Here is a 22,227-nt window from a genome sequence, read left to right as displayed (position 1 = left end):
GCCGTCCGGCTACCGCTTGCGGCGCTTCGCCTGCTTCTGCTTCTCGGCCGCCTTCGCCCGTTTCGCGCGTTCGCGCTTCTCCGTCGCGGCGGCGAGCTGCGCGCCGCGCGAGTTCTTCGGCAGGGCTCGCTTGGGTGCCTTCGTGCCGGACTGCTGCTTCGCAGCGGGCTTCCGCTCGGGCCCGCCGGACTGCCCGGCGCCGGCCCGGGAGGTCGAGGCGCTCGCCGCAGCATTCTCCGTCCGGACCGCGTCATCCGCGACCGGATCCTCGCCGCGCGAACTGCGGCCCGTGCGACCGCGGAGGACCCCAATGAGCTGCTGCACCGTCGCGTCGTCGCGCGAACGGTCCCAGCTCGCCCAGATCTCGGTGCCGGGCAGCTCGAAGACCGGGGAGAGCGGCACGATCGCGTGCGCGCGCTTGTTCGCGAGGTGGCGTGCGAACGGCAGCGGCAGCAGGATCCCGCCGAGTCCGGTCTCGACGAGCTCGAGCGCGGCGCGCACGTTCTTCGGCGCCCACGACGGATCCGCCCAGGGCTGCGGTTCGGGCCAGTCGGCCGCGTGGTCGGGGTGATCGAGCAGGTGGACCAGAGCCAGATCGTCGGGCTCGATCACGGTCGCCTCGGCGAGCTCGTGCTCGACGGGGACCACGAGCGCGAGCGACTCGACGTAGAGTCGGACGCCGTGCCGGGTGCGATCCTCGCCCGAGGACGACTCGGCCTCGCCGCCCGGCGCGACCCGCTCCAGGAGCACGTCGACGGGCTCCTCGCCCGCAGGCAGACGCCCGGCCGGGGTCAGCGGAACCAGCACGAGCGGGGTCTCGGGGAAGAACGACTTCCACCGGTTCGCCCACTTGGTGGGGGCGACCCCTCGGGCGAAGCCGAGGCGCAGGGGTGCGTTCACGGGGCGATCCCTTCGTAGATCTCATGGTCCCAGCCGAGACGGGCGCTCGACAGGGCGATGCGGTACCCGTCGGGCTTCGGCTCACCGCGCAGCGGCGTGCCCTCCTCGAGGTAGTGCGGCAGTGCGGAAGCCGAGTGGCCCCGGGGCGGCTCGCCCGAGGACGGGACGACCCGCCACCAGGGAACCGCGTGGCCGAACAGTGCGAGCACCCTGCCGACGGCGCGCGGCGCGCGGGATCCGATGGCCTCGGCGATATCGCCGTAGGTCATCACCCGCCCCTCGGGGATGCGCGCGACGACCGCGAGCACCTGCTCCACGAACTCCTCGGACGGCATGGAACCAGGATATGCGGTGCGCGGCCGCTCGCCCTCCCGCGCGTGGCGCGACTTCTGGTGTTGGCGTCGAGGGGTGGCGCCCGTGTCGAGGGGGCGGTATTGGTGTCGAGGGGCGGTGCCCGCACCGAGGTGCGGTGTCCGCGACGAAGGCCGGTGCGTGCATCGACGGGCGGTGTCCGCGTCGAGGAGCGGCGTTGGTGTCGAGAGTGCGTGTGAATTCCGTGATTCCGTACCCGTCCTCGACACTTGGACCGGCTCTCGAGAGAGTGCCCCTGCCTCGAGGGGAGCGCAGGTTCTTGGCTTCCGTCTCCGGCGCCCGTCCTCGGCACCGTGCGCCCCGTGTTCGCGTCGAGGGGTGGCGCCCGTATCGAGGGGCGGTGGTGGTGCCGAGGGTGCGTGTGAATTCCGTGATTCTGTACCCGTCCTCGACACTTGGACCGGCTCTCGAGAGGGCGCCCCTGCTTCGAGGGGGGGGCAAGGTTCCTCGGCCCCGCCTTCGCCCCTTCCGCCGATGCCCAACCCCGACCTCGGCACACCGCCCTACCTCTCCCACGCCCGCCCCCACGCCCACACTCCGCCCGCGCCCGGCCCCCGCGCCCGATCCCCGGCCCCTGCGCCCCCCGCCCCCGTCCCCGCGCCCGATCCCCGCCCCCGCCCCCACCCCCCACCCGCGCATTCGGCCGGTCCGACGAGCGGGGCCGGTGGGGCTCGTCGAGTCCGACGAATCACCGATCCCGCGGCTTGCCTAGGCTCATGCGCATCGAGGGCGAAGGGGGCCACCATGCCGCGGACGAGCGACCGGACGAGCGATCGGACGAGCGACCGGACGAGCGACCGCTCGCCCGACCGGGCGAAGCACCGGACGACCATCCGGACGACCACCCGGACGACCATCCGGACGACCCGACCCCCGACCCCCGCGAGCGCGCTGCGCGATCAGCTCGCCGTACGGCTGCCCGGCCTCCTCGCGGAGCACGGGGTGCCGGGCGCCTCCGTCGCCGTCGCGATCGGCGATGAGACGATCACCGCCGCTGCCGGCGTGCTGAACCTGCGCACGGGCGTGCCGGTCACGAGCGACGCGGTGTTCCAGATCGGTTCCGTCACGAAGGTGCTCACGGCCACCCTCGCCATGCGCCTCGTCGGCGAGGGCCGCCTGGATCTCGACGCGACCGTGCGCAGCGTCCTCCCGGAGTTCGCCCTCGCCGATGCTGCGGCCGCCGAGCGGATCACGGTGCGGCAGCTCCTCAGCCACAGCTCGGGATTCGAGGGCGATGTCTTCACCGATACAGGGGAGAACGACGACTGCCTGGAGCGCTACGTCGCGGAACTCGCCTCGACGCCGCAGCTCTTCCCGCCGGGCACGCTGTTCTCCTACAACAACGCCGGCATCTGCGTGCTCGGCCGGATCATCGAGGTGATCGAGGAGGCCCCTTCGATCGGGCGCTGCGCGAGCGCCTCCTCGCACCGCTCGGGTTGGATCGCGCCGCGGGCGACGCGAGCGAGGCGATCCTGCAGGCGGCCGCGGTCGGTCACGTGCGCGAGGATCCGGACGCTCCGCTCGCGCCGACCCGCACCTGGGCGATGGCCCGGTCGAATTCGCCGGCGGGCTCGAGACTCGCGATGCGCGCGGAGGATCTGATCGCGTTCGCGCGGCTGCACCTCGGGGGCGGGCGCACGCCGGACGGCGGAGAACTGCTCGGCGCCGGCGCGGTCCGCGAGATGCAGCGCCCGCAGATCCTGCTGCCCGACATCGCGCAGGGCACGGCATGGGGGATCGGCTGGGAGATGTGGCAGCGCGACGGCGGCTGGGTGATCGGCCACGACGGCAGCACCATCGGGCAGTCCGCGCGGCTGCGGATCGTGCCGTCCCGCGGGATCGCGGTGGCGGTCCTCGCGAACGGCGGAGACACGAAGCCGCTGTTCGCAGAGATCGTGGACGGCGTGCTCGAGGAGCTCGCCGGCATCGCGCCCGAGGCCCTGCCGAAACCGCCGAAACCGCGGAATCCGGGGGACGCGCCGGACGCGCCGGACGCGGGAGCTCTGGGGGCGCCGGGTGCGTCCCTGCCCGCGCACCCCGAGCGCTTCGTCGGCCGCTATGCGTCGAGCACCGCGGTCACCGAGGTGCGCCTCGACGATGCGGGGCGGCTGCAGCTCGAGCGCGTTCCGGTCGGGGTCGTCGCGGAGCTCGGCGATCTGCCCTACCGGACCGAGCTCGTCGGCTGGCGGGGCGATGCGCTGCTGCCGGTCGAGCCCGAGGGCGGCGTACACCAGCCGGTCGCGTTCCTCGACCCCGATGCACAGGGCCGCGCCCGGATCCTGCACACGGGCCGCGCCGACGTGCGGGTGGACGCGTGAGCGCCGCAGGCGCACCGGTCGCGCGTGACGCGCGGGGACCGCGCCGTCGCCCGAGGCGGCGCGACTGCACGCGCGAGCCTACGTCGCCGATACCCACAACGACCTGCTGTGCGCGGTCGTGGCCCGACCGGTCGACCGGTGGGGAAGCTTCTTCGGCGAGCGCTGGGTGCCGCAGCTGCGGGCGGGCGGCGTCGACCTGCAGGTGCTGCCGGTCTTCATCGAGGACGCCTACCGGCCGGAGGGGGCGCTGCGGCGCACGCTCCGCATGCTCGAGGCCGGCCGCCGCGCCGCCGCGGAGAACGCGGACGCCGTGCGGCTCTGCCTCGACGGAGCCGACCTCGATGCCGCCGCCGCCTCCGACCGGATCGGGCTGGTGCTCGCGCTGGAGGGCGCGCACGGGATCGGCGACGATGTCGAACTGCTCGAGACCGTGCACCGCCTCGGGGTGCGGGTGGCGTCGCTCGCCCACTTCGGCCGGGGCGCCTTCGCCGACGGGAGCGGGGAGGACGCGGCGGGTAGCCGGCTCACGCTGGCCGGCGTGCGCGCGGTCGCCGAGATGGAGCGGCTCGGCATGCTGTTCGACGTGAGCCACCTCGGCGCCGCGGGCGTCGGGCACGTGCTCGAAGTCGCGAGCCGACCCGTGATCGCGACCCATTCCTCGGCGCGGGCACTCTTCGACCACCACCGCAATCTGAGCGACGAGCAGCTGCGCGGCATCGCCGCCGGCGGGGGCGTGGTCTGCGCGAACTTTTACGCGCCGTTCCTGCACGCGTCCGACTTCTCGGTGAATCGGCTCGTCGACCATCTGGAGCACCTCGCGTCGGTCGCGGGCATCGATCACGTCGGCATCGGCCCCGACTTCCTCAAGGAGGTGCTCGCCGAGACGACTCCGCCCTGCTGCGAGGCGACCGAGGTGGCGGGCGTCGCCGCCGACGAGTACCTGCCGGGCCTGGAGGGGCCCGCGGGGCTTCCGCTGCTCACGGATGCGCTGCTGCGCCGCGGGTGGCGGGAGGACGATATTCTCGCGGTACTCGGCGGCAACGTGCGCCGCCTCTTCCGCGCCGAGCTCGGAGTGCCGGGGGCGGAGCTGGCCGCGGAATCCGGGCGGCACCGCCCCCGGACGTTCGTCCCGCCCGACGAATGATCCGCTGCGGCTTCGCAGGAGCCGACGAACCGTCGCGGGATCGGCTCCCGCACCATCGAACATGAGCCACTGAACCATCCACCACTCCGAGCCGGGACCCGGTTCCAGACCGCGCAAGGGAGCGCAGCATGCTGACGATCAGAGATCTCACGGTCGAGATCCGCCGCGGCGACCGCCTCGTGCGGCCGGTCACCGGAGTGAGCCTGTCGGTCGCGCGCGGCGAGACCCTCGGCATCGTCGGCGAGACCGGTTCGGGCAAGTCGATGACCGGTCTCGCGGTGATGGGCATGCTGCCCGCCGGCGGGCGGGTGACGGGCGGGTCGATCGAGTTCGACGGTCGCGAGCTCGTCGGGCTGGCTCCGGAGACGTATCGGGGGATCCGCGGCAACGACATCGCGATGGTGTTCCAGGACTCGCTGACCTCGCTGAACCCCACGCGCCGCATCGGCGAGCAGGTCGCCGAGCCGTACCGGCTGCACCGGGGCGGCAGCCGCGCGGCGGCGCTGCGAGCCGCCGAGGACATGCTCGCGCTCGTGGGGATCCCGCGGCCGTCCGAGCGCCTCTCCGACTACCCGCACCAGCTGTCCGGCGGGATGCGCCAGCGCGTCATGATCGCGATGGCGCTCATGTGCGAGCCGAAGCTCGTGATCGCAGACGAGCCCACCACCGCGCTCGACGTGACGATCCAGGCCGAGATCCTCGAGCTGCTCGACGGGCTGAAGCGGCAGCTCGGCATGTCCATGATCCTCGTGACGCACGACATGGGCGTGGTCGCGCGCTACGCCGACCGCGTCGGCGTGATGTACGCCGGGCGCCTGGTCGAGACCGGCCCGACCGGCCAGCTGTTCGGCGACACCCGCCACCAGTACACGCACGCGCTGCTGTCGTCGATCCCCTCGCTCGAGCAGGATCGCGACGTCGAACTGTTCAGCATCCCCGGCTCCCCGCCCGATCCCGCGGAGCAGCCGCCGGGCTGCCGCTTCGCGCCCCGCTGCGCCGCGGCGAGCGCACGCTGCCGCGAGGAGTACCCGCCGACCCTCGAGGCGTCGGCGGAGGGGCACGGGTACGCGTGCTGGAATCCGGTGGTCGCGCGGACGATCGAGGTGCGTCCGCGGGCGTTCGCGCGACCGGCGGAGGCCGGGACCGGGATCGGGACCGGCGCGGAGACCGCATCCGGCGCCGTCGCCGACGCGCCGCGCCTCCGGGTCGTGGACGTCCGGCGCGAGCACCCGGTGGGCGGGTACCGACTGACCGGGAAGCGCCGCACGGTGAAGGCGGTCGACGGCGTGAGCTTCGAGGTGGGCGCGGGCGAGACCTTCGGCCTGGTCGGGGAGTCCGGCTGCGGCAAGTCGTCGCTCGGCCGCATGCTCGTGGCGCTCGACGCGCCGACCTCGGGCGAGGTGCGCCTCGACGGCGAGCGGGTGTCGGGGCTGAAACCGCGCGAGCTCGGGCCGCGGCGCACGCAGCTGCAGATGATGTTCCAGGACTCGAGCGCCGCGCTCGATCCGAAGATGCGGATCGGGCAGATCCTGCGCGAGCCGCTCGCGATCCAGGGGATCGGCACGCAGGCGGAGCGCACCGCGACGGCGCGCGAACTGCTCGACAGCGTGGGGCTCGGCGCCGGGATCCTCGACCGGTACCCCTACGAGCTGTCGGGCGGGCAGCGCCAGCGCATCGGCCTGGCCCGCTCGCTCGCGCTCGATCCGCGCGTACTCGTCGCGGACGAGCCGGTGAGCGCCCTCGACGTGTCGATCCGCTCGCAGGTGCTCAACCTGATGCGCCGGCTGCAGATCGAGCGCGGGCTGTCCAGCGTCGTCATCTCGCACGACCTCTCGGTGGTCCGCTATCTGTCGGACCGCGTGGGCGTGATGTACCTCGGCAAGCTGGTCGAGGTGGGCTCGACCGACGAGGTGTACGGCTCGGCCGCGCACCCGTACACGGCCGGGCTGCTCGCGGCGGTGCCGGTGGCGGACCCCGAGGCCGCGGCGCAGCCGGCCGGCGAGCGGATCACGGGCGAGCTTCCGAGCCCGCTGGACCCGCCGAGCGGCTGCCGGTTCCGGACCCGCTGCCCGCTCGCGACCGAGCGGTGCGCGACGGAGGAGCCGGCGCTGCGCGCGGTGACCGCCACGCACCGCGTCGCCTGCCACTTCCCGCTGCAGGAGCTCGCCGCGTCGGCGGGGCTCCGCGATCCGGGGCCGAGCCCCAGTCCGAGCCGGCGCTGGGAGGCGCACGATGACCATGTACGTCCTGCGGCGCATCGCCGTCTCGCTGCTCGTGCTCCTCGGGCTCTCGCTCGTGGTGTTCCTCATGCTGCACTTCATCTCGGACAGCCCGGGTCGCGCGGTGCTCGGCCCGCAGGCCTCGCCGCAGGCGGTGGCCGCGTTCAACCAGGAGCACGGCTACGACCGTCCGGTGCTCGTGCAGTACGTCAGCTACCTGGGCGACCTCGTGCAGGGCGACCTCGGCCGCTCCTACAAGCTCAACGAGCAGGTCTCGGTGCTGCTCTGGCAGAACGCCGGCCGCAGCGCGATGCTGTCGTTCGCCGGGCTCATCCTGTCGCTCATCATCGCGATCCCGCTCGGCATCGCGCAGGCGGTCCGCAAGAACTCGTTCATGGATCGGGCCGCGACGGCGTTCTCCTACGTGCTCTACGCGACGCCCTCGTTCCTCATCGCGCTGCTGCTGATCGCGATCCTCAGCCAGGCGATCCCGATCTTCCCCGCGGAGGCCTCGCAGTCGTCGTCGCCGTGGGTGATCTTCACCGACCCGAGGGCGATGGCGCTGCCGCTCATCACCCTGACCGTGACCAACGTGGTCGTGTTCTCCCAGTACCAGCGCTCCTCGGCGCTCGAGCAGCTCGGGCAGGACTACATCAAGGTGGCCCGCGCGAAGGGCCTGCCCGAGCGGATGGTGCTCACGAAGCACCTGCTGCGCAACGCCTGCATCCCGCTCATCACCCTCGTCGGCATCCAGATCCCGATCCTGCTGGCGGGCAACCTGATCGTCGAGTCCGTGTTCAACTACCCGGGGCTCGGGCTCCTCTTCCTCAACAGCCTGCACCGCGAGGACTATCCGGTGCTGCTGGCATACACCCTCATCGGCGGCGTCCTCGCGGTCGCCGGCAACTTCATCGCCGACCTCATGGTCGCGCGAGCCGACCGACGGATCGAGCTGAAGAAATGACCGCATCGAACCACGAACCAGCCGCAGCCGTCGCCGCAGAGGCGGTCGTGCAGACGTCGACGGCGAAGCCCGAGCCCGACCCGACGACGCTCATCGCCGTCACCCGGCCGCCGCGCTCCTTCCGCGCCGTGCTGCGCACGCTCATGCGCAACAAGCTCGGCGTGACGGGCGCCTCGATCCTCGTCGCGCTGGTGCTGTTCTGCTTCGTGGGTCCGCTCGTCTACCGCACCAACCAGACCGACGTCGACCTGCTGAACGCCGCGCTGCCGCCCGGCGACGGGTACCCGCTCGGCACCGACAGCAACGGCTTCGACGTGCTCGGCCGCATGATGCTCGGCGGGCAGGTGTCGCTGCAGATCGGTCTGCTCGCCGCCCTCGTCGCGACCGTCGTCGGCACCATCTACGGTGCGATCGCCGGCCTCGTCGGCGGGGTGCTCGACGGGTTCATGATGCGCGTCGTCGACACCCTGCTGGCGATCCCGTTCATGTTCTTCGTGCTGATCCTGTCCGCCCGGTTCACCGCCACGCCCGTCTCGCTCGCGCTCGTGATCGGCGGCTTCTCGTGGCTCGTGATCGCCCGGCTCATCCGCAGCGAGGTGCTCTCGCTCCGGGTCCGCGAGTTCGTGCTCGCCGCCCGGCTCATGGGGGCGAAGAACCGCCGCCTCATCTTCACCCACCTGATCCCGAACACCGTCGGCGTGATCGTGGTGAACGTCACCTTCCAGGTCGCCGACGCGATCCTCACGATCGCGGCGCTCGGCTTCCTCGGCTTCGGTCTCACCTACCCGGTGACCGACTGGGGCAGCCAGCTCTCCGCCGGCGTCACCTTCATCGCCTCCGACTACTGGTGGCTCATCTACCCCGTCGGCGCCTGCATCGTGCTCACGGTGCTCGCCCTCAACCTGCTCGGCGACGCCCTGCGCGACGCGCTCGACCGCCGCGGCGAGTAGGCGCCCGAACGACCCCTCCCCTTCCGAACCAGGAGAACCCACATGACGATCCTCACCCGCCGCGGCGTCCGCATCGCGGTCGCCGTCGCGGCCGCGGGAGCACTGCTGCTCTCCGGTTGCGCCGGCACCACCGACGCGAAGTCCGACTACTCGACCCTGCCCAAGGAATCGGGCAAGCCGCAGACGGGCGGCACCGCGACCGTCGCGCTGACGCCCGGCCTCAGCCCGAACTACATCTACCCCTACCCGCCGGCCGAGGCCAGCGGCACCGTGATCGCCCGCGGCATGCTCTGGCGCGCGCTCTACCGCCCGAGCGGCACGGGCGGCGAGATCGTGGATCCCGGATCGAGCCTCGCCGAGCTGCCGAAGACGAGCGCCGACGGCAAGACCGTGACGATCACGATGAAGGACTCCCAGTGGTCGAACGGCAAGCCGGTCACCTCGAAGGATGCGGCCTTCTCGCTCGCGCTGCTCAAGGCCGCGATCGCCGAGAGCCCCGCCAACTGGAGCTTCTACACGCCTGGCCAGTTCCCCGACGGGGTCACCGCGACCACGCCCGACGACCAGACGCTCGTGCTCCGGCTCGAGAAGGTCTACAACCCGTCCTACCTGCTGTCGATGCTCGAACTCATCTACGTGATGCCGTCGGCCGACTGGAGCATCGCGAAGACCGGCGGACCCGTGCTCGACTTCACGAAGCCCGAGAACGCGAAGGCGATCTACGCCTACCTCATCTCGCAGTCCGCCGACCAGTCGACCTTCGCCTCGAACCCGCTGTGGAAGATCGTGAACGGGCCGTACCAGCTGAAGTCGTTCGAGCCCACGACCGGGTCCTACTCGCTCACGCCGAACACGAAGTACAGCGGCCCCGGCGAGCACCGCCTCGCCCAGGTCGACTTCAAAGCGTTCACCTCGGCCTCGGCCGTGCTGAACCAGTACAAGGCGGGCAAGCTCACCGTCGGCACGCTCGACTCGAGCTTCGCCTCGCAGATCCCCGCGCTGCAGCAGAAGGGCTACCACGTCTACGGCGCCCCGGCCCCGGCCCGCTTCGACTCGCTCATCATCAACTTCAAGAACACGGTCGACGGCTTCGACAAGGTCATCGCGCAGAAGTACGTGCGCCAGGCCCTGCAGCAGCTCATCGACCAGCCCGGTTACGTCAAGAGCCGCGGCGTCTACAACGGTGCGGGCGAGGTGAACTACAGTCCGCTCGGCGCGGAGTCGCCCTTCCCCCGAAGTTCGGCGACAAACCGCCCTACCCCTTCGATCCGAAGGCCGCGAAGCAGCTCCTGACCGACAACGGCTGGACCGTCGACCCCAAGGGCACCGTGTGCACGAACCCCGGAACGGGGGCGGGCCAGTGCGGTGAGGGGATCGCCCAGGGGCAGAAGATCCGCTTCACGATCGCCTCGGCCAACACCCCGGCCTACGTGGGCGCCCGCGACCTCGCCTTCGTCTCGGAGGCGAAGAAGATGGGCATCGACATCACGGTCGTCACGAAGTCGCTGAACTACATGTACGAGAACTACGGCAACAGCTTCGCCCCGGCCAAGACCAACGAGTGGGCGATGCAGGACTTCGGTCCGCTCTACCAGGCCGCCGGATATCCGACGAGCAACACCGTGTTCAACACCGACGGCAGCTTCAACCTCGGCAGCTACTCGAATCCCGAGGTCGACCAAGCCATCTCGGCCTCCACCTACGGCCTCGACGAGCAGGCGCTCGGCGCCGAGGGCACGCTGATCGGCGAGGAACTGCCGGCGCTGTGGTTGCCGACCCCGGATACCCTCGTCGTGTGGAAGGACACCCTGAGCGGCCCGCCCGAGACCTTCAACGCGCTGCTCAGCTTCATCTACTCGCCCGAGCAGTGGTACTTCACCGAGGGGAAGAAGTAGCCTCCGTGCGCGCACTCCGCAGCTTCGCCGCCGCAGCGGTCGATTCCGCGGCGATCGATCCCGGATCGGTCGCCGCGGAGGACGCCGCTGCGGTGCGCGCGATCGCGCACGGCTCCCGCGTCCTCGCGATCGGGGAGGCCGCGCACAGCGTCGCAGACGTGCAGACCGTGCAGGACCTGATCGTGCGCGCCCTCGTGCAGGACCCCGACGCCGGCCGCGGTACCGAGCCGATCGCCGCCGTCGCGATCGAGTCCGGCTTCGCCGAGTCCCTCGCGCTCGACGCGTGGGTCGGCGGCACCGGCAGCGACGCCGACCTCGCCTCGGTCGCCCGCGACGGCATGACCTACGGCTTCGGCGCCTCGCCGCAGGTGCAGCGCATGCTCGCCGGGCTCCGCGACTGGAATCTCGCTCACCCGGACCGCCGCGTCCGGGTGATCGGCACCGACCTCCCCGGCTCCTCGACCTCGCCCGGAACCGCCGTGCGAGCCTGCCTCGCCCGGATCCCCGGGCGGCCCGGCGACGCCGAACTGCTCCGGCGGGCGGAGCTCGGCGGGCGCACCGAGGCCGCCATCGCGCTCGACCGGATGGCTGCCGAGCAGCGCGCGGAGCTGATCGCCGGGATCCGCGACCTCGTCGAGCGCGCGCACGCGCAGGGCGACGGGATCGCGCGGCGCAGCGCGGCCTCGCTCGACGCGTTCCTCGCCGAGCTCGACTTCGTCGACGGGCCGGACTCCGACGGCGCACCGCGCACGTACCCGCGCGAGCGGTTCATGGCCGACACCGTGCGCTGGATCGCCGAGCGGTACGGCCGCACGATCCTGCTCGCGCACAACTCGCACGTGCGTCGGACCCCGCTCCACGGTCGGGCCACGCTCGGGTCCCTCCTCGCCGCCGAGCTGGGCGACGCCTATCGCGCGATCGCCACCTCCTACGCCTACGGGCCGCTCGTGCGGTTCGAAGAGCGATCGCCCCGCCCCTTCGACTGCGACGTGCTGCTCGACCACCGGGAGCCCGTCGCGGGCAGCCTCGAATGGGAGCTGGAGCGGATCCTGCCCGCGCCCGGGACCGCGAGCGCGGAGTCCGTCGCGGTGCTCCTGCGCCTCGATGCCGGTGCCGATGGCGATCCGGAGCTCGCCGGGTTGCTGGCCGGGGCGAGCGGGATCCTCGCCGGCGGCGAGCTCGACCCCGTCGACGACTTCCCCGCGGCCTTCGACGCCGTGGTGCACCTGCGCGAGGCCAACCGCGTGCCCGGAGCCTTCGAGCGCCTCCGCGCCGAGTTCGGCCTCGGCGTCCCCGACCCGGAGGAGCAGTCGTGAGTATCGTCTACCCGCGAACCCGCACGGGAACCGAGTTCTCGGAGCCCGCGGGAGTCAGGATTCCCGACCCCTACCGCTGGCTCGAAGCCGACACCGCCGAGGTACGCGATTGGCAGCGGGAGCAGGCCGCGCTCGCCGTCTCCACCATCGCCGCGGGCGGACACCTGGAGCGGGCCCGAGCACTCGTCGAGGCCTTCGACGACGGCGCGCGCCCCGAGCTGCCCGTCCCCGCAGCCGGACGCTGGTTCCGCACAGAGGCCGGCCCGAACGGCCCGGCGGTGCTCGTCGCCGACGAACCCTACGGACCCGGCCGGGTGCTCGCGCGGCTCGCCGACTTCCGCGAACCCGCACTCGGTGCCGACGCGCCCGCCCCCACGCTGTCCTGGCTCGCGCCCTCGCCCGACGGCCGGCTGCTCGCGCTCGGTGTCTGCACCGACGGCAGCGAGCACCACCGGATCCGCATCGTCGACGTCGCGACCGGCGCGGTGCGCGCCGACGCCCCGCCGCAGACCCTGCACAGCGGCTGGGCCGGGGGCGTGAGCTGGTGGCCCGACAGCCGCGGATTCTCCTTCTTCGCGCTCACCGGCCGCCCCGAGGACTTCGCGCAGGCCGTGTTCGAGCACCGCATCGGCGGCGGCACGCGGATCGAGGCCGTGCCGATCCCCGAGGGGTCGCGAGAGTACACCCGGCTGCAGTACTCGGCCGACGGGCGGCGAGTCGTCGCGAGCCACCGGCTCGGCAGCCCCGCACCGGTCGCCGTGCGCGCGCTCGACACCCCGGGGGAGCCCTGGCGGCCGTTCGTCACCGGTCTGCCGCTCGGCCCTGGGGGCACGGTCGCCGGGCACATCGTCGGCGACGCCTACATCGCGGTCACCGACGTCGACGCCCCTCGGGGACGCGTCGTCGCGATCCCGCTCGACGCCGAGCGCCCCGAGGACCCGAGCACCTGGATCGAGCTCGTGCCGCAGGGCGACACCGTGCTGCGCGCGATCACCCCGGTCGGCGACCGCCTCCTGCTCCACGGCTTCGACCGCACGGTCGCATTTCTGCGGATCCTCGGGCTCGACGGCCGCGAGCTGCCCGGCGAGCCGAACCGGGTGCCGCTGCCCGGCGAAGGCGCGATCGGCGCCCCGTTCTTCGCCCTCACCGCGCTCGCCGCGAACCCGCCGGCCCGCGATCGGGACGGCTACGTCTTCGCGTTCTCCACGCTCACCACCTCGTGGGGCGTGTACCGATACCTGCCGGCGCTCGGCGCGCTCGAGACGCTCCGAGCGCCCGAGATCGAGCTCGATGCGACGGTCGAGTTCGCCCATGCCAACGCGCCGGACGGCACCGCGGTGCCCTTCCACGTGGTGCGTCCGGCGGGCTCCGACCCGGCGGTCCCCGCTCCCGTGCTCATCTCCGCCTACGGCGCGGCCAACGTGCCGCTGCTCCCGCAGTACCAGGGCGATCTCGCGGCGTTCGTCGCGGCGGGCGGCACGCTCGTGCAGGCCTATCTGCGGGGCGGCGGAGAGCTGGGCAGCGACTGGTTCCGCGGCGCGCACCGCGAGCGTCGGCACGTGCGCGACGGCGACCTCATCGCGGTCGCCGAGCACCTGCTCGCGAGCGGGATCGCGGCGCGGGGCAGGCTCGCGCTCACCGGAGGGTCCGACGGCGGGCTCATGTGCGGCGTCGCCGTGACGACCCGGCCGGACCTCTGGTGCGCGGTGCTGCCCCGTGCGCCCCTGCTCGACCTCATCGGCGGGATCCGCGATCCGTACCTCGAGTTCGTGATCCGCAAGGCGTGGGGCGATCCCGACGTCGCGGCGGACGTGCGGCGCCTCGCGGGCAACTCGCCCTACGAGCTCGTCGAGCCCGCGCGATTCCCCGCGGTGTACGTGCAGGCCGGGGCCACCGATCCCCGCTGCCCGCCCTGGCAGGCGCGCAAGTTCGTCGCGCGGCTGCAGGCGGCGCAGCGCGGGGAGGCGCCGATCCTCCTGCACGTGTTCGAGAACGCCGGGCACGGCGCCGCGACGAGCCCCGAGGTGCTCGCCCAGCAGGATGCCGAGTGGCTGGCGGTGCTCCTCGGCGAGCTCGGGGCCTGAGCGGGGAGCGGCGACCGGTCAGCGGTCGGCGGCGAGGGCGAGCAGGCGCAGCTGCAGCATCGCGGCAAAGCGCTCGTCGGGGTCGTCGAGGTCGATGAGTCCCACCTCGGCGACGCGACGCAGCCGGTACCGGAACGTGTTGGTGTGCACGTACATCGCGGCCGACGCCGCGGCGACATCTCCGAATGCGTCGAGCCAGGCGCGGAGCGTGTCCACGAGCGCGCTCTGGTGCTCTTCGTCGTAGGCGGCGAGCCGGGCGATGGCGCCCGACGGGAGATCCTGCGCGGGCACGGGGAGCTCCAGCAGCAGCGCCTCGGCGTGCACGTCGTCGAAGCGCACGACGGGGCCGGCGCGGTGGGAGCCGGAAGCGGCCCGCAGCACGCGCAGTGCGCGGTCCGCGCCCGAGCGGGAGCGGGCGAGCCCCGCTCCGTCGCGGGCGACGCGACCGATCCCGACGACGGGCTGCTGGGCCGAGCGCACCCGGGTGAGGAACTCGGTCGCGAGGCGCATCGCCGCCTCGTCGTCGCCGCTCGGGAGCACGCCGTAGGCGACGTCGCCGATCAGCCCGGTCACGGCCCGGGGGTGCGCGAACGCCAGGTGCACCGCGAAGGCGTCGGCGACCCGTTTGCGCTCGGCTGCGAGCAGCGCGGGGGAGACGCGGTCGGCCGAGATCCGATCGGGCGCGGAGGGAGCCGCGTCGACGAGGGTGAGGGCCATCACGACCATCGCCTCGTCGCGCAGGCCGAGCCGGTGCAGGGTCTCCGGCGCGTCGGTGCCGCCGTCCAGCGCGGTGCGGAGCAGGCCCGCGCGGCGCCGGCGCTCGGCATCCGCGTCGGTGCGCTGCCACACCATGTGCATGGCCACGAGCTTCGCGGCATCGTGCAGGGCCTGCAGATGCTCTTCGCTGAGCGGTTCGGCGGTGCTCACCCAGATCGTGCCGAGCACCTCCTCGCCCGCGCGGACCGCGAGCACGGTGCGCGCGTCGATCTCGGCGACGAGCTCCGAGACGAGCACCGGATGCTCGCTGCGCGAGACCTCCTGGAACAGACCGCGCTCCTCGAGGATCCGGGTGTACTGCGGCGGGACCGCCTGCACGGGGCCGCGGCCGTCGGGCCCGTCCTGGCGGGCGGAGTATGCCACGAGCCGCGAGTTGCGATCCTCGATGGTGACGGGGAACCCGAGCAGCGCCGCGATCGCATTCGCGACCGCGAACAGATCGCCGGCGAGGATCCCGCCGAAGGTGACGGGCCGGGCGTCGTCGGGGTCGCCGGGGGTCATGAGCGCGCGCAGGAGGCCGGCGAGGTGCGCCCACGCGGTGCCGCGGGTGAGCGACAGCACGGCGACTCCCGATTCGGCGGCGGCCGCGGACACCTCGGGCGACGCGGCGAAGGGCGCGCGGACCACGAGCGCGACCGCTCCGCTCAGGCCCAGCCGGGGCAGCATCCGCACCGCGTCGCTCGCGTCGCGCACCCCGACGCCGAGCACGAGCGCACCGCGCGGCGACTCGGGCTCGTCGAGCGGGTCGTGGATCACGATCGCCTCGACGGTGCGCTCCGTGATCTCGCCCGCGACGACGTCGAGCAGCGTCGTGCCGAACTCTTCGAGCACCCGCGTCAGGCTCGTCTGCGGCCGATGGGTCGCCGGTCGTCCGGTCATGTCGCCCTCCAGATCAGCGCTTCGTGGGTGCGGCTCGTCGCGTGCTCAGCAGCCAGAGGCTAGCAGGGCAGGCGATCCCGTCGCACGGTGAACCGGTCGAGCACCTCGGGGATCGGGGCGACGCCGAGGCCGGGCCCGGTCGGCACGGCGATGCGCTCCTCCTCGAGCCGGAACGGCTCGGTGAGGTCGGTCGCGAAGTAGCGCTCCGAGGCGGAGGTGTCGCCCGGCAGCAGGAAGCCGGGGAGTGCGGCGAGGGCCACGTTCGCGGCCCGGCCGATACCCGTCTCGAGCATGCCGCCGCACCAGACGGGCACGTCGTGCGCCGCGCACAGGTCGTGGATCCGGCGCGCCTCGAGGTAGCCGCCGACGCGGCCGGGCTTGATGTTGACGATGCGGACGGCTCCGAGCTCGATCGCGGTGGCCGCCGCCCGGGCGGAGGTGATCGATTCGTCGAGGCAGACGGGGGTCGTGATCTCGCGGGCGAGCGCCGCGTGGCCGAGCAGGTCGTCGGCGGGGAGCGGCTGCTCGAGCAGCGTGAGATCGAACGCGTCGAGCTTCGCGAGCAGGCGCGCGTCGCTGCGGCGGTAGGCGGCGTTCGCGTCGACCTGCAGGTCGATGTCGCCGAAGCGCTCGCGCACGGCGCGCACGGGATCCAGGTCCCAGCCCGGCTCGATCTTGAGCTTGATGCGGAGGTAGCCCGCGTCGAGCGACGCCGCGACCGTGTCGAGCAGCTGATCGATCGTGTCGGTGATGCCGAGCGAGACGCCGCACGGCACCGATTCCCGCACCGCGCCGAGCGCCGAGGCGAACGAGACGCCCCGGGCGCGCAGCTGCGCATCGAGGATCGCCGTCCCGAGCGCCGATTTCGCGAGCCGGTGCTCCTTGAACGCGGCGAGCGCGGGCGCGACCCGGTGCGCGTCGAACGCGTCGCCGAGGCGGCGCTGCGCCTCGCGCAGCGCCGGGACGAAGAAGTCGCGGATCACCGCGGCGGCTCCGGCCGTGTACTCGGACGAGTAGAGGGGAGCCTCGCTGGCCCCGCACTCGCCCCAGCCCTCGGCCTCGTCGGTCTCGGCGCGCACCACGAGCACCTGGCGCACCGTCTCGGTGCCGAAGGAGGTGCGGAACGGGGTCACGAGCGGCATCTCGACGACGCGGGTCTCGATCGCTGCGAGCTTCATGGGGTCTCCTGCTTCTCTGCGGGGGTCGGAGCGGGCGCTGCTGCGGGGCCGGCGGGGTCGCCGGCACGACCAGGTAGTGGCCGTCGCGGTCGAACCCGATCACGGCCGCACCGGCGGCCATGCGCGCGCCGAGCTCGCGGCGCAGGTCGAGCCGCCACTCCGCGGCACGCAGCGGATCGTCGATGCGGAGCGCCTCGATGTCTGCGGGGACCGGGATCCGGATCGTGCCGGGCGGGGACGCGACGGCCGGCGCCTGCGGTTCGGGCAGCGGGCGGTCGAGGTGCCAGCGGACGAGCAGCCGGTCGCTCGCGTCGCCGCGGTTCACGTCGTCGTCCATCTGGCCGTAGAAGTCGGTGAGGTACTCGACCGGCGCTGCGCCGAGCTTCGCCAGGTTGAACACCGCGTTGCGGCGGATCAGTGGGTCGAAGGTCCACGTCATGCTGCGCATGCCGTGCCCGAGCGCCCACGCGCGCTGCCGCAGCTTGAGCGCGAGCCCGATGCTGCGCCCCTGCGCGCTCGCGGCGACACCGGCGATATGGCTGTGGAAGTTGGCGGCGCCGGGCGGCGAGCAGAACCCGAAGCAGGCCCCGAGCAGATCGTCGCCGTCCAATGCGCCGAACACCGGGTTGCCCGACTTCGCGAGCGCGCGCAGCAGGTCGGCCGTGACCGGGGTGCCGGCGGGACCCGTGCGCCAGACGGTCTCGTAGAGACGCTGCACCGCCGCGAGCGACCGCATGTCGTCGAGCTCGCGGATTGTGGCGCCGGAGCGCCGCGCGGCGGCGCGGGCGTCGGCATCGGCGGCGGCGCGAGCGGCGGCTGGCCCGGCGCCCGCGCCGCCCGGAGGGGCCGGCGCGTCGCTACGCACGGCCGATCCGTCCGCCGGGCTCGGCGCGGTCCGCGGCGGTGCCGGTTTCGGCGCCGCCCTCGGCGAGCAGTTCGGCGACGAGGGCCGAGAGCAGTCGCGCCCGCGGCGCGAGCTCGGACACGAGCACGTGCTCGTCGTCCGCGTGCGCGCCGCCGCCGACCGCGCCGAGCCCGTCGAGGGTGGGCGTGCCGACCCCCGCGGTGAAGTTGCCGTCGGACGCACCGCCCACGGCGACCGAGCGGAGCGGGCCGAGGCCGACCTGGTCGGCGATCCTGCTGATGCGCGCGAACAGCGCCCGGGACGAGCGGAGATCGAGCGGCGGCCGATTCACACCGCCGATCACCTCCACGGCCGCCCCGGGGAGGTGCGCCGCGAGCGCGCCGATCTCGGCGTGGACGCGTTGCTGCTCGGCGGCGGAGGTCGCGCGCACGTCGACGGCGAAGCGGCCGCGCGCGGGCACGGTGTTCGACGTGGTCCCGGCCTCGGCGCGGGTCATGGTGACGGTCGTGCCGATCTCCGGCGCTCCGATCCCTGCGACCGTCTGCACCTGGTGCGCCAGCTCGAGGGTCGCGTTGACGCCACGCTCGGGTTCGAGGCCGGCGTGGGCGGCGCGGCCCCGCACGTGCACCTCGTAGCGCGAGACGCCCTTGCGCTCCGTCTTCAGCGCGCCTCCGGGTCCGGCGGCCTCGAGCACGAGCGCGGCCGCGCAGCCGCGGGCCTCGTCCTCGATGAGGGCGCGCGAGGTGGCGGATCCGGGCTCCTCGTCGCCCGTGATGAGCAGGGAGACCCCGTCGGGCGAGGGGAGCGCGGCGATCGCGTGGAACGCCATGACGATCCCGGCCTTCATGTCGAAGGACCCCGGGCCGGTGAGCCGGCCGTCGCGGACCTCCGCGGGGTGCGCGGTCAGCGAGCCGATCGGCCAGACCGTGTCGTGGTGGCCGAGCAGCAGTACGCGGGGCGTCGTGCCGAATCGCCAGCGCAGATGGGTGACCCCGTCGATCTCGATCCGTTCGGCACGTCGGCCGAGCAGCCGGGCGCCGAGGTCGTCCACCGCCGCGGCGCTGCGCGCGACGGCGACGAGGTCGTCGGACGGGGACTCGCAGCGCACCAGCCCGAGCACCTCCTCGGTCATCGCCGAGGCGTCGAGGAGCCCGTCGCGCATGGCGGGTGCTGGGCGTGCGGGCATCGGTGCTCCTCGGATCGTGGACGCGGTGCCACCATCCTGCTGAGCATCGGGCGCGTTCGTTCCGTCCGGGAATCCGAAAAACCGGGTGCGGGTTGGGCGGGTGCGATGAACGCGTCGAGCGCGGAGCCCTGCGGAACTATCCGATCGACGAGACGCCGAGCGCGGTGCCGACGGCGTAGGTGACGGCGACCGCGATGCCGCCGAACAGCAGCTGGCGCAGGGCGCCGAACGCACGATTCTTGCGCGTGAACGATGCCGCGAGCCCGCCGGCGAGCAGCAGCCCGGCGCCGCCGAAGATCAGGCCGCTCCACAGCGTGCCGAAGCCGAAGAGGAACGGCAGGATCGGGATCAGCGCGCCGATGCTGAACGCGATGAACGACGAGATCGCGGCCACCCAGGGCGACGGCTTCTCTTCCGGGTGCAGTCCGAGCTCGTGCGCGAGGTGCACGCGCAGCGCCCGTTCGTGATCGCCGTGCACCTGCGATGCGGCCTGCTTCGCGGTCGGCTCGTCCATGCCGAGTCCGGCGAACAGGGCGGCGAGCTCCGCCTCCTCGCCGATCGGATTGCGCTCGAGCGCTGCGCGTTCGGTCAGCACCTCGGCATCGAGCTGCTCGTTCTGCGTGCGCACCGAGGTGAATTCGCCGAGCGCCATCGAGATGGCACCCGCGATGAGCCCGGAGATGCCGGTGATCGCGACGATGCCCGGCGCGGCGCCTGCGGCGGCGATACCGGTGATGAGTCCGAGGTTCGAGACGAGGCCGTCCATCGCCCCGAACACGGAGGCGCGCAGCCAGCCCGACGAGACATCGGCGTGGCTGTGGTCGTAGTCGTGCGGACGTGAGATGTCGACGTCTGACATGGCTCCTCATCGGGGATTCTCGGGCGGGGACGGTCAACCGTAACAAGCCTCGCGAGAGAGTGAGAACCCCCAATTCAGGGGCTGCCGAGCCGGATCCTCGACTTCGTCGAGACGTATCCCGGGCTCCGTCCGACCTCGGATCCGCGGGCGTCCAGGCGGCCCGCGGATCCGAGGCCCGAAGCTACGCGGCCGGCTCGCCCTCGGGAGCGAGCACGAGCGTGTCGCCGACCCACTGCGAGCGCATCCAGCGGTCGTGCGACGCGATCACGAGCGTGCCGGCGAACCCGGCCAGCGCCTCCTCCAGCTCTTCCACGAGGGTGAGCGAGAGATGGTTGGTCGGCTCGTCGAGCAGCAGCAGCTCCGGCGGGTCGATCAGCAGCGCCGCGAGCGCGACACGGCGGCGCTGGCCGACGCTGAGCGCCCCGATGGGGCGGTCGACGTCGCGCGGAGCGAGCAGCCCGCTCTCGGCGAGCGGACGCTCGTCGGCGTGACGCCGGCCGACGAGCGCGGCGTAGGTGTCGGCGGCGCTGCGCTCGGTGCGCGTGAACCGCACCTCCTGCGGCAGCCAGCCGTAGCGCATGCCCTCCGCGCGCGTCAGCTCGCCGGTCGTGGGGTCGAGCTGACCCGCGAGGATCGTGAGCAGCGTCGACTTGCCCGCGCCGTTCGGCCCGAGCAGCAGCAGGCGCCCGCCGCGCTCGAGCTCGAACGAGACCGGGGCGAGCCGGCCGGCGAACCCGATGCGATCGACGCGCAGCGCCGGTTCGTCCTCGTGGCGAAGCGCCGTCGGGGTGTCGAGCACCGGCGCCGGGATCCCCGAGAAGCGCAGCGGCTCCGGCGGACGGCGCACGCGATTGCGCTGCAGTTCGGCGAGGCGGCCGCGCGCATTGCGCGCCCGGCGGGAGGTGACCCGGGCGTCCTTGTCGGCGTAGAACTTGCGCGAGATGCGCGACTCCGACTTCGACTCGGACTTCTTGTTCACCTCGTGCGCGCCGACCGCGATCTCGTGCGCCAGCGACGCCAGCTCCGACTGCTCGGCGGCGTAGCGCTCGCGCCAGCGGCGCATCTCGGCGGCCCGTTCGATGCGGGCCGCCGAGAAGCCGACGCCCCAGACGCGGGTGCCGAGACCGGATCCCGGATCCTCGGTTTCTTCGGCCTCGAGCATTTCGTGCTCGGCCGCGGTGCGCGGCGGGCCCGCGAACGGGTCCGCCGCCTCGGCTCCCGGAGCGCCCTGCCGGGCATCGGCGAGCACGGCAGCGGGCACGGGGCTCGCGTCGAGGTCGATCATGCGCGTCGTGATGGCGTCCAGCAGCGCGCGGTCGTGACTCGCCACGAGCACGATGCCCGGCCAATCGGCGAGCACGCGTTCGAGGTACGCCGCCGAGGCGTCGTCGAGGTGGTTCGACGGCTCGTCGAGCAGCAGGGTGTGTGGCGCCGAGAGCAGCAGGGCCGCGAGGCCCAGCCGCAGGCGCTGCCCGCCCGAGAGCTCCCCGATCGGGGTCGCCTCGGGGATCGCGCCGATGCCCAGTCCGTGCAGCACCTCGCCGCGCAGCGCCTCCGCCGACCAGGCGTCGGTGCGGGTCGCCTCGTCCACCGCGTCGGCGTAGTCGGCCGCGGCTGAAGCGTCGTCGGGATCCGCGGCGAGTGCGGCGGCGGCGTGCTCGATGCGGTCGAGCACGCCGAGCGCGGTGCGCTGCGCATCGTCGACGACCCGGGCGACGGTGTCGCCGTCGGCGTAGGGCAGCTCCTGCGCCAGTCGGCCGACCGAGCCGGCGTGACGCACGAACCCGGTGTCGGGTTCGAGATCGCCCGAGACGATCGAGAGCAGCGTGGACTTGCCGGTGCCGTTCTCGCCGATGAGGCCGATGCGGTCGCCGGGCGTTGCGGTGAACGTGAGGTCGGTGAGCACGCGGCGGTCGCCGAACGCCTTCGAGACGCCGGAGACGGCGAGGTGCGCGCCGGCGCCCACGTCGCGGGCGTCGTCCGCGCTGCGGTGCTGCGCGGCGCGGGCGGCCGAAGCGGTGCTGGGCGCGGTGCTCCGGGGGCGGTCGGTCCGGGGCGAACCGGATCCGCGCGCGGAGGTGCGGGGGTCGCCTGGGCGGCGACGGTCGTGGTCTGGGTGGGTGCGGGCATGGGGTGCCTCTCGGAACGGATTCGAAAGGTTCCGCCGGGCGCTGCCGGGGACGCCGACGTCGGATCCCGATGCGGTGCGGAGCTCGAAGCGTGGCCGAGCACTGCCGCGGGGTGGGGACGACGGACGTCGTCGACCCGAACGGGATCCGAATGCGCAGCGTGCTCGGCGCCTCAGGCGCGGAACAGGGCTG

Annotated in this window: 14 protein-coding genes and 2 pseudogenes; 9 read left to right on the top strand and 7 right to left on the bottom strand. The window is 73.2% G+C overall.

The features are described from left to right. Positions 1-9 precede the first annotated feature (9 nt). Together AB3K78_RS11725 and AB3K78_RS11720 are read right to left on the bottom strand one after the other, a co-directional pair. Entirely contained in the window at positions 10-900 is an 891-nt protein-coding gene (locus tag AB3K78_RS11725) for a LysR substrate-binding domain-containing protein (protein ID WP_416443432.1), read from the bottom strand. Beyond that, positions 897-1,235: an MGMT family protein gene (locus AB3K78_RS11720; RefSeq protein ID WP_416443430.1), complete on the bottom strand. Its 339-nt coding sequence runs from the start codon at positions 1,233-1,235 to the stop codon at positions 897-899. The genes AB3K78_RS11725 and AB3K78_RS11720 overlap by 4 nt, the downstream gene beginning before the upstream one ends. Between AB3K78_RS11720 and AB3K78_RS11715 the strand changes: the two are divergent. The 9 genes and pseudogenes from AB3K78_RS11715 (at position 1,186) to AB3K78_RS11675 (ending at position 14,162) form a co-directional block, all read left to right on the top strand. Next, a pseudogene (locus AB3K78_RS11715) lies at positions 1,186-3,590 on the top strand (serine hydrolase domain-containing protein). The gene AB3K78_RS11720 and the pseudogene AB3K78_RS11715 sit on opposite strands and share 50 nt — an antisense overlap. Before the next feature lie 64 nt (positions 3,591-3,654). Beyond that, entirely contained in the window at positions 3,655-4,734 is a 1,080-nt protein-coding gene (locus tag AB3K78_RS11710; RefSeq protein ID WP_416447350.1) for a dipeptidase, read from the top strand. Between the two features lie 128 nt (positions 4,735-4,862). Beyond that, positions 4,863-6,824 (top strand): annotated as a pseudogene (locus AB3K78_RS11705) (dipeptide ABC transporter ATP-binding protein); the annotation flags it as partial. A 142-nt stretch (positions 6,825-6,966) separates the two neighbouring features. Further along, a complete protein-coding gene (locus AB3K78_RS11700; RefSeq protein ID WP_416447349.1) occupies positions 6,967-7,917 on the top strand; it encodes an ABC transporter permease in 951 nt (316 codons plus the stop codon). Beyond that, on the top strand, positions 7,914-8,867 hold the full coding sequence (locus AB3K78_RS11695; protein WP_416447348.1) for an ABC transporter permease: 954 nt from the start codon (positions 7,914-7,916) through the stop codon (positions 8,865-8,867). The genes AB3K78_RS11700 and AB3K78_RS11695 overlap by 4 nt, the downstream gene beginning before the upstream one ends. A 42-nt stretch (positions 8,868-8,909) precedes the next feature. Beyond that, positions 8,910-10,160 carry an ABC transporter substrate-binding protein gene (locus AB3K78_RS11690; RefSeq protein WP_416443428.1) on the top strand — a complete coding sequence of 417 codons (1,251 nt, stop codon included), beginning with the start codon at positions 8,910-8,912 and terminating at the stop codon, positions 10,158-10,160. A 35-nt stretch (positions 10,161-10,195) separates the two neighbouring features. Next, a complete protein-coding gene (locus AB3K78_RS11685) occupies positions 10,196-10,762 on the top strand; it encodes a hypothetical protein (protein WP_416443426.1) in 567 nt (188 codons plus the stop codon). 5 nt (positions 10,763-10,767) lie between these two features. Continuing rightward, on the top strand, positions 10,768-12,078 hold the full coding sequence (locus AB3K78_RS11680) for an erythromycin esterase family protein (protein WP_416443423.1): 1,311 nt from the start codon (positions 10,768-10,770) through the stop codon (positions 12,076-12,078). Then, positions 12,075-14,162: a prolyl oligopeptidase family serine peptidase gene (locus AB3K78_RS11675; protein WP_416443421.1), complete on the top strand. Its 2,088-nt coding sequence runs from the start codon at positions 12,075-12,077 to the stop codon at positions 14,160-14,162. Before AB3K78_RS11680 ends, AB3K78_RS11675 begins: the two co-directional genes overlap by 4 nt. An 18-nt stretch (positions 14,163-14,180) precedes the next feature. Here AB3K78_RS11675 and AB3K78_RS11670 read toward each other — a convergent pair whose 3' ends face one another. From AB3K78_RS11670 to AB3K78_RS11650, 5 genes are all read right to left on the bottom strand, one after another. Continuing rightward, entirely contained in the window at positions 14,181-15,818 is a 1,638-nt protein-coding gene (locus AB3K78_RS11670) for a PucR family transcriptional regulator (protein WP_416443419.1), read from the bottom strand. 59 nt (positions 15,819-15,877) lie between these two features. Continuing rightward, on the bottom strand, positions 15,878-16,996 hold the full coding sequence (menC, locus tag AB3K78_RS11665) for an o-succinylbenzoate synthase (RefSeq protein ID WP_416443417.1): 1,119 nt from the start codon (positions 16,994-16,996) through the stop codon (positions 15,878-15,880). Positions 16,997-17,853: 857 nt separating this feature from the next. Further along, positions 17,854-19,047, bottom strand: coding sequence for a M20/M25/M40 family metallo-hydrolase (locus AB3K78_RS11660; RefSeq protein ID WP_416443415.1), 1,194 nt, complete (start codon positions 19,045-19,047; stop codon positions 17,854-17,856). A gap of 136 nt (positions 19,048-19,183) precedes the next feature. Then, the gene (locus tag AB3K78_RS11655; RefSeq protein WP_416443413.1) at positions 19,184-19,906 is read right to left on the bottom strand and encodes a VIT1/CCC1 transporter family protein; all 723 of its coding nucleotides are present in this window, start codon (positions 19,904-19,906) and stop codon (positions 19,184-19,186) included. A gap of 181 nt (positions 19,907-20,087) precedes the next feature. Further along, positions 20,088-21,872, bottom strand: coding sequence for an ABC-F family ATP-binding cassette domain-containing protein (locus tag AB3K78_RS11650; protein WP_416443411.1), 1,785 nt, complete (start codon positions 21,870-21,872; stop codon positions 20,088-20,090). Positions 21,873-22,227: the final 355 nt, after the last annotated feature.

The organism is Leucobacter sp. HNU (assembly GCF_047946755.1).
In the GTDB taxonomy this organism is placed as follows: domain Bacteria; phylum Actinomycetota; class Actinomycetes; order Actinomycetales; family Microbacteriaceae; genus Leucobacter.
Note: the sequence above shows the minus strand (reverse complement) of the source record. Positions and strands in the feature narration are given on the sequence as shown.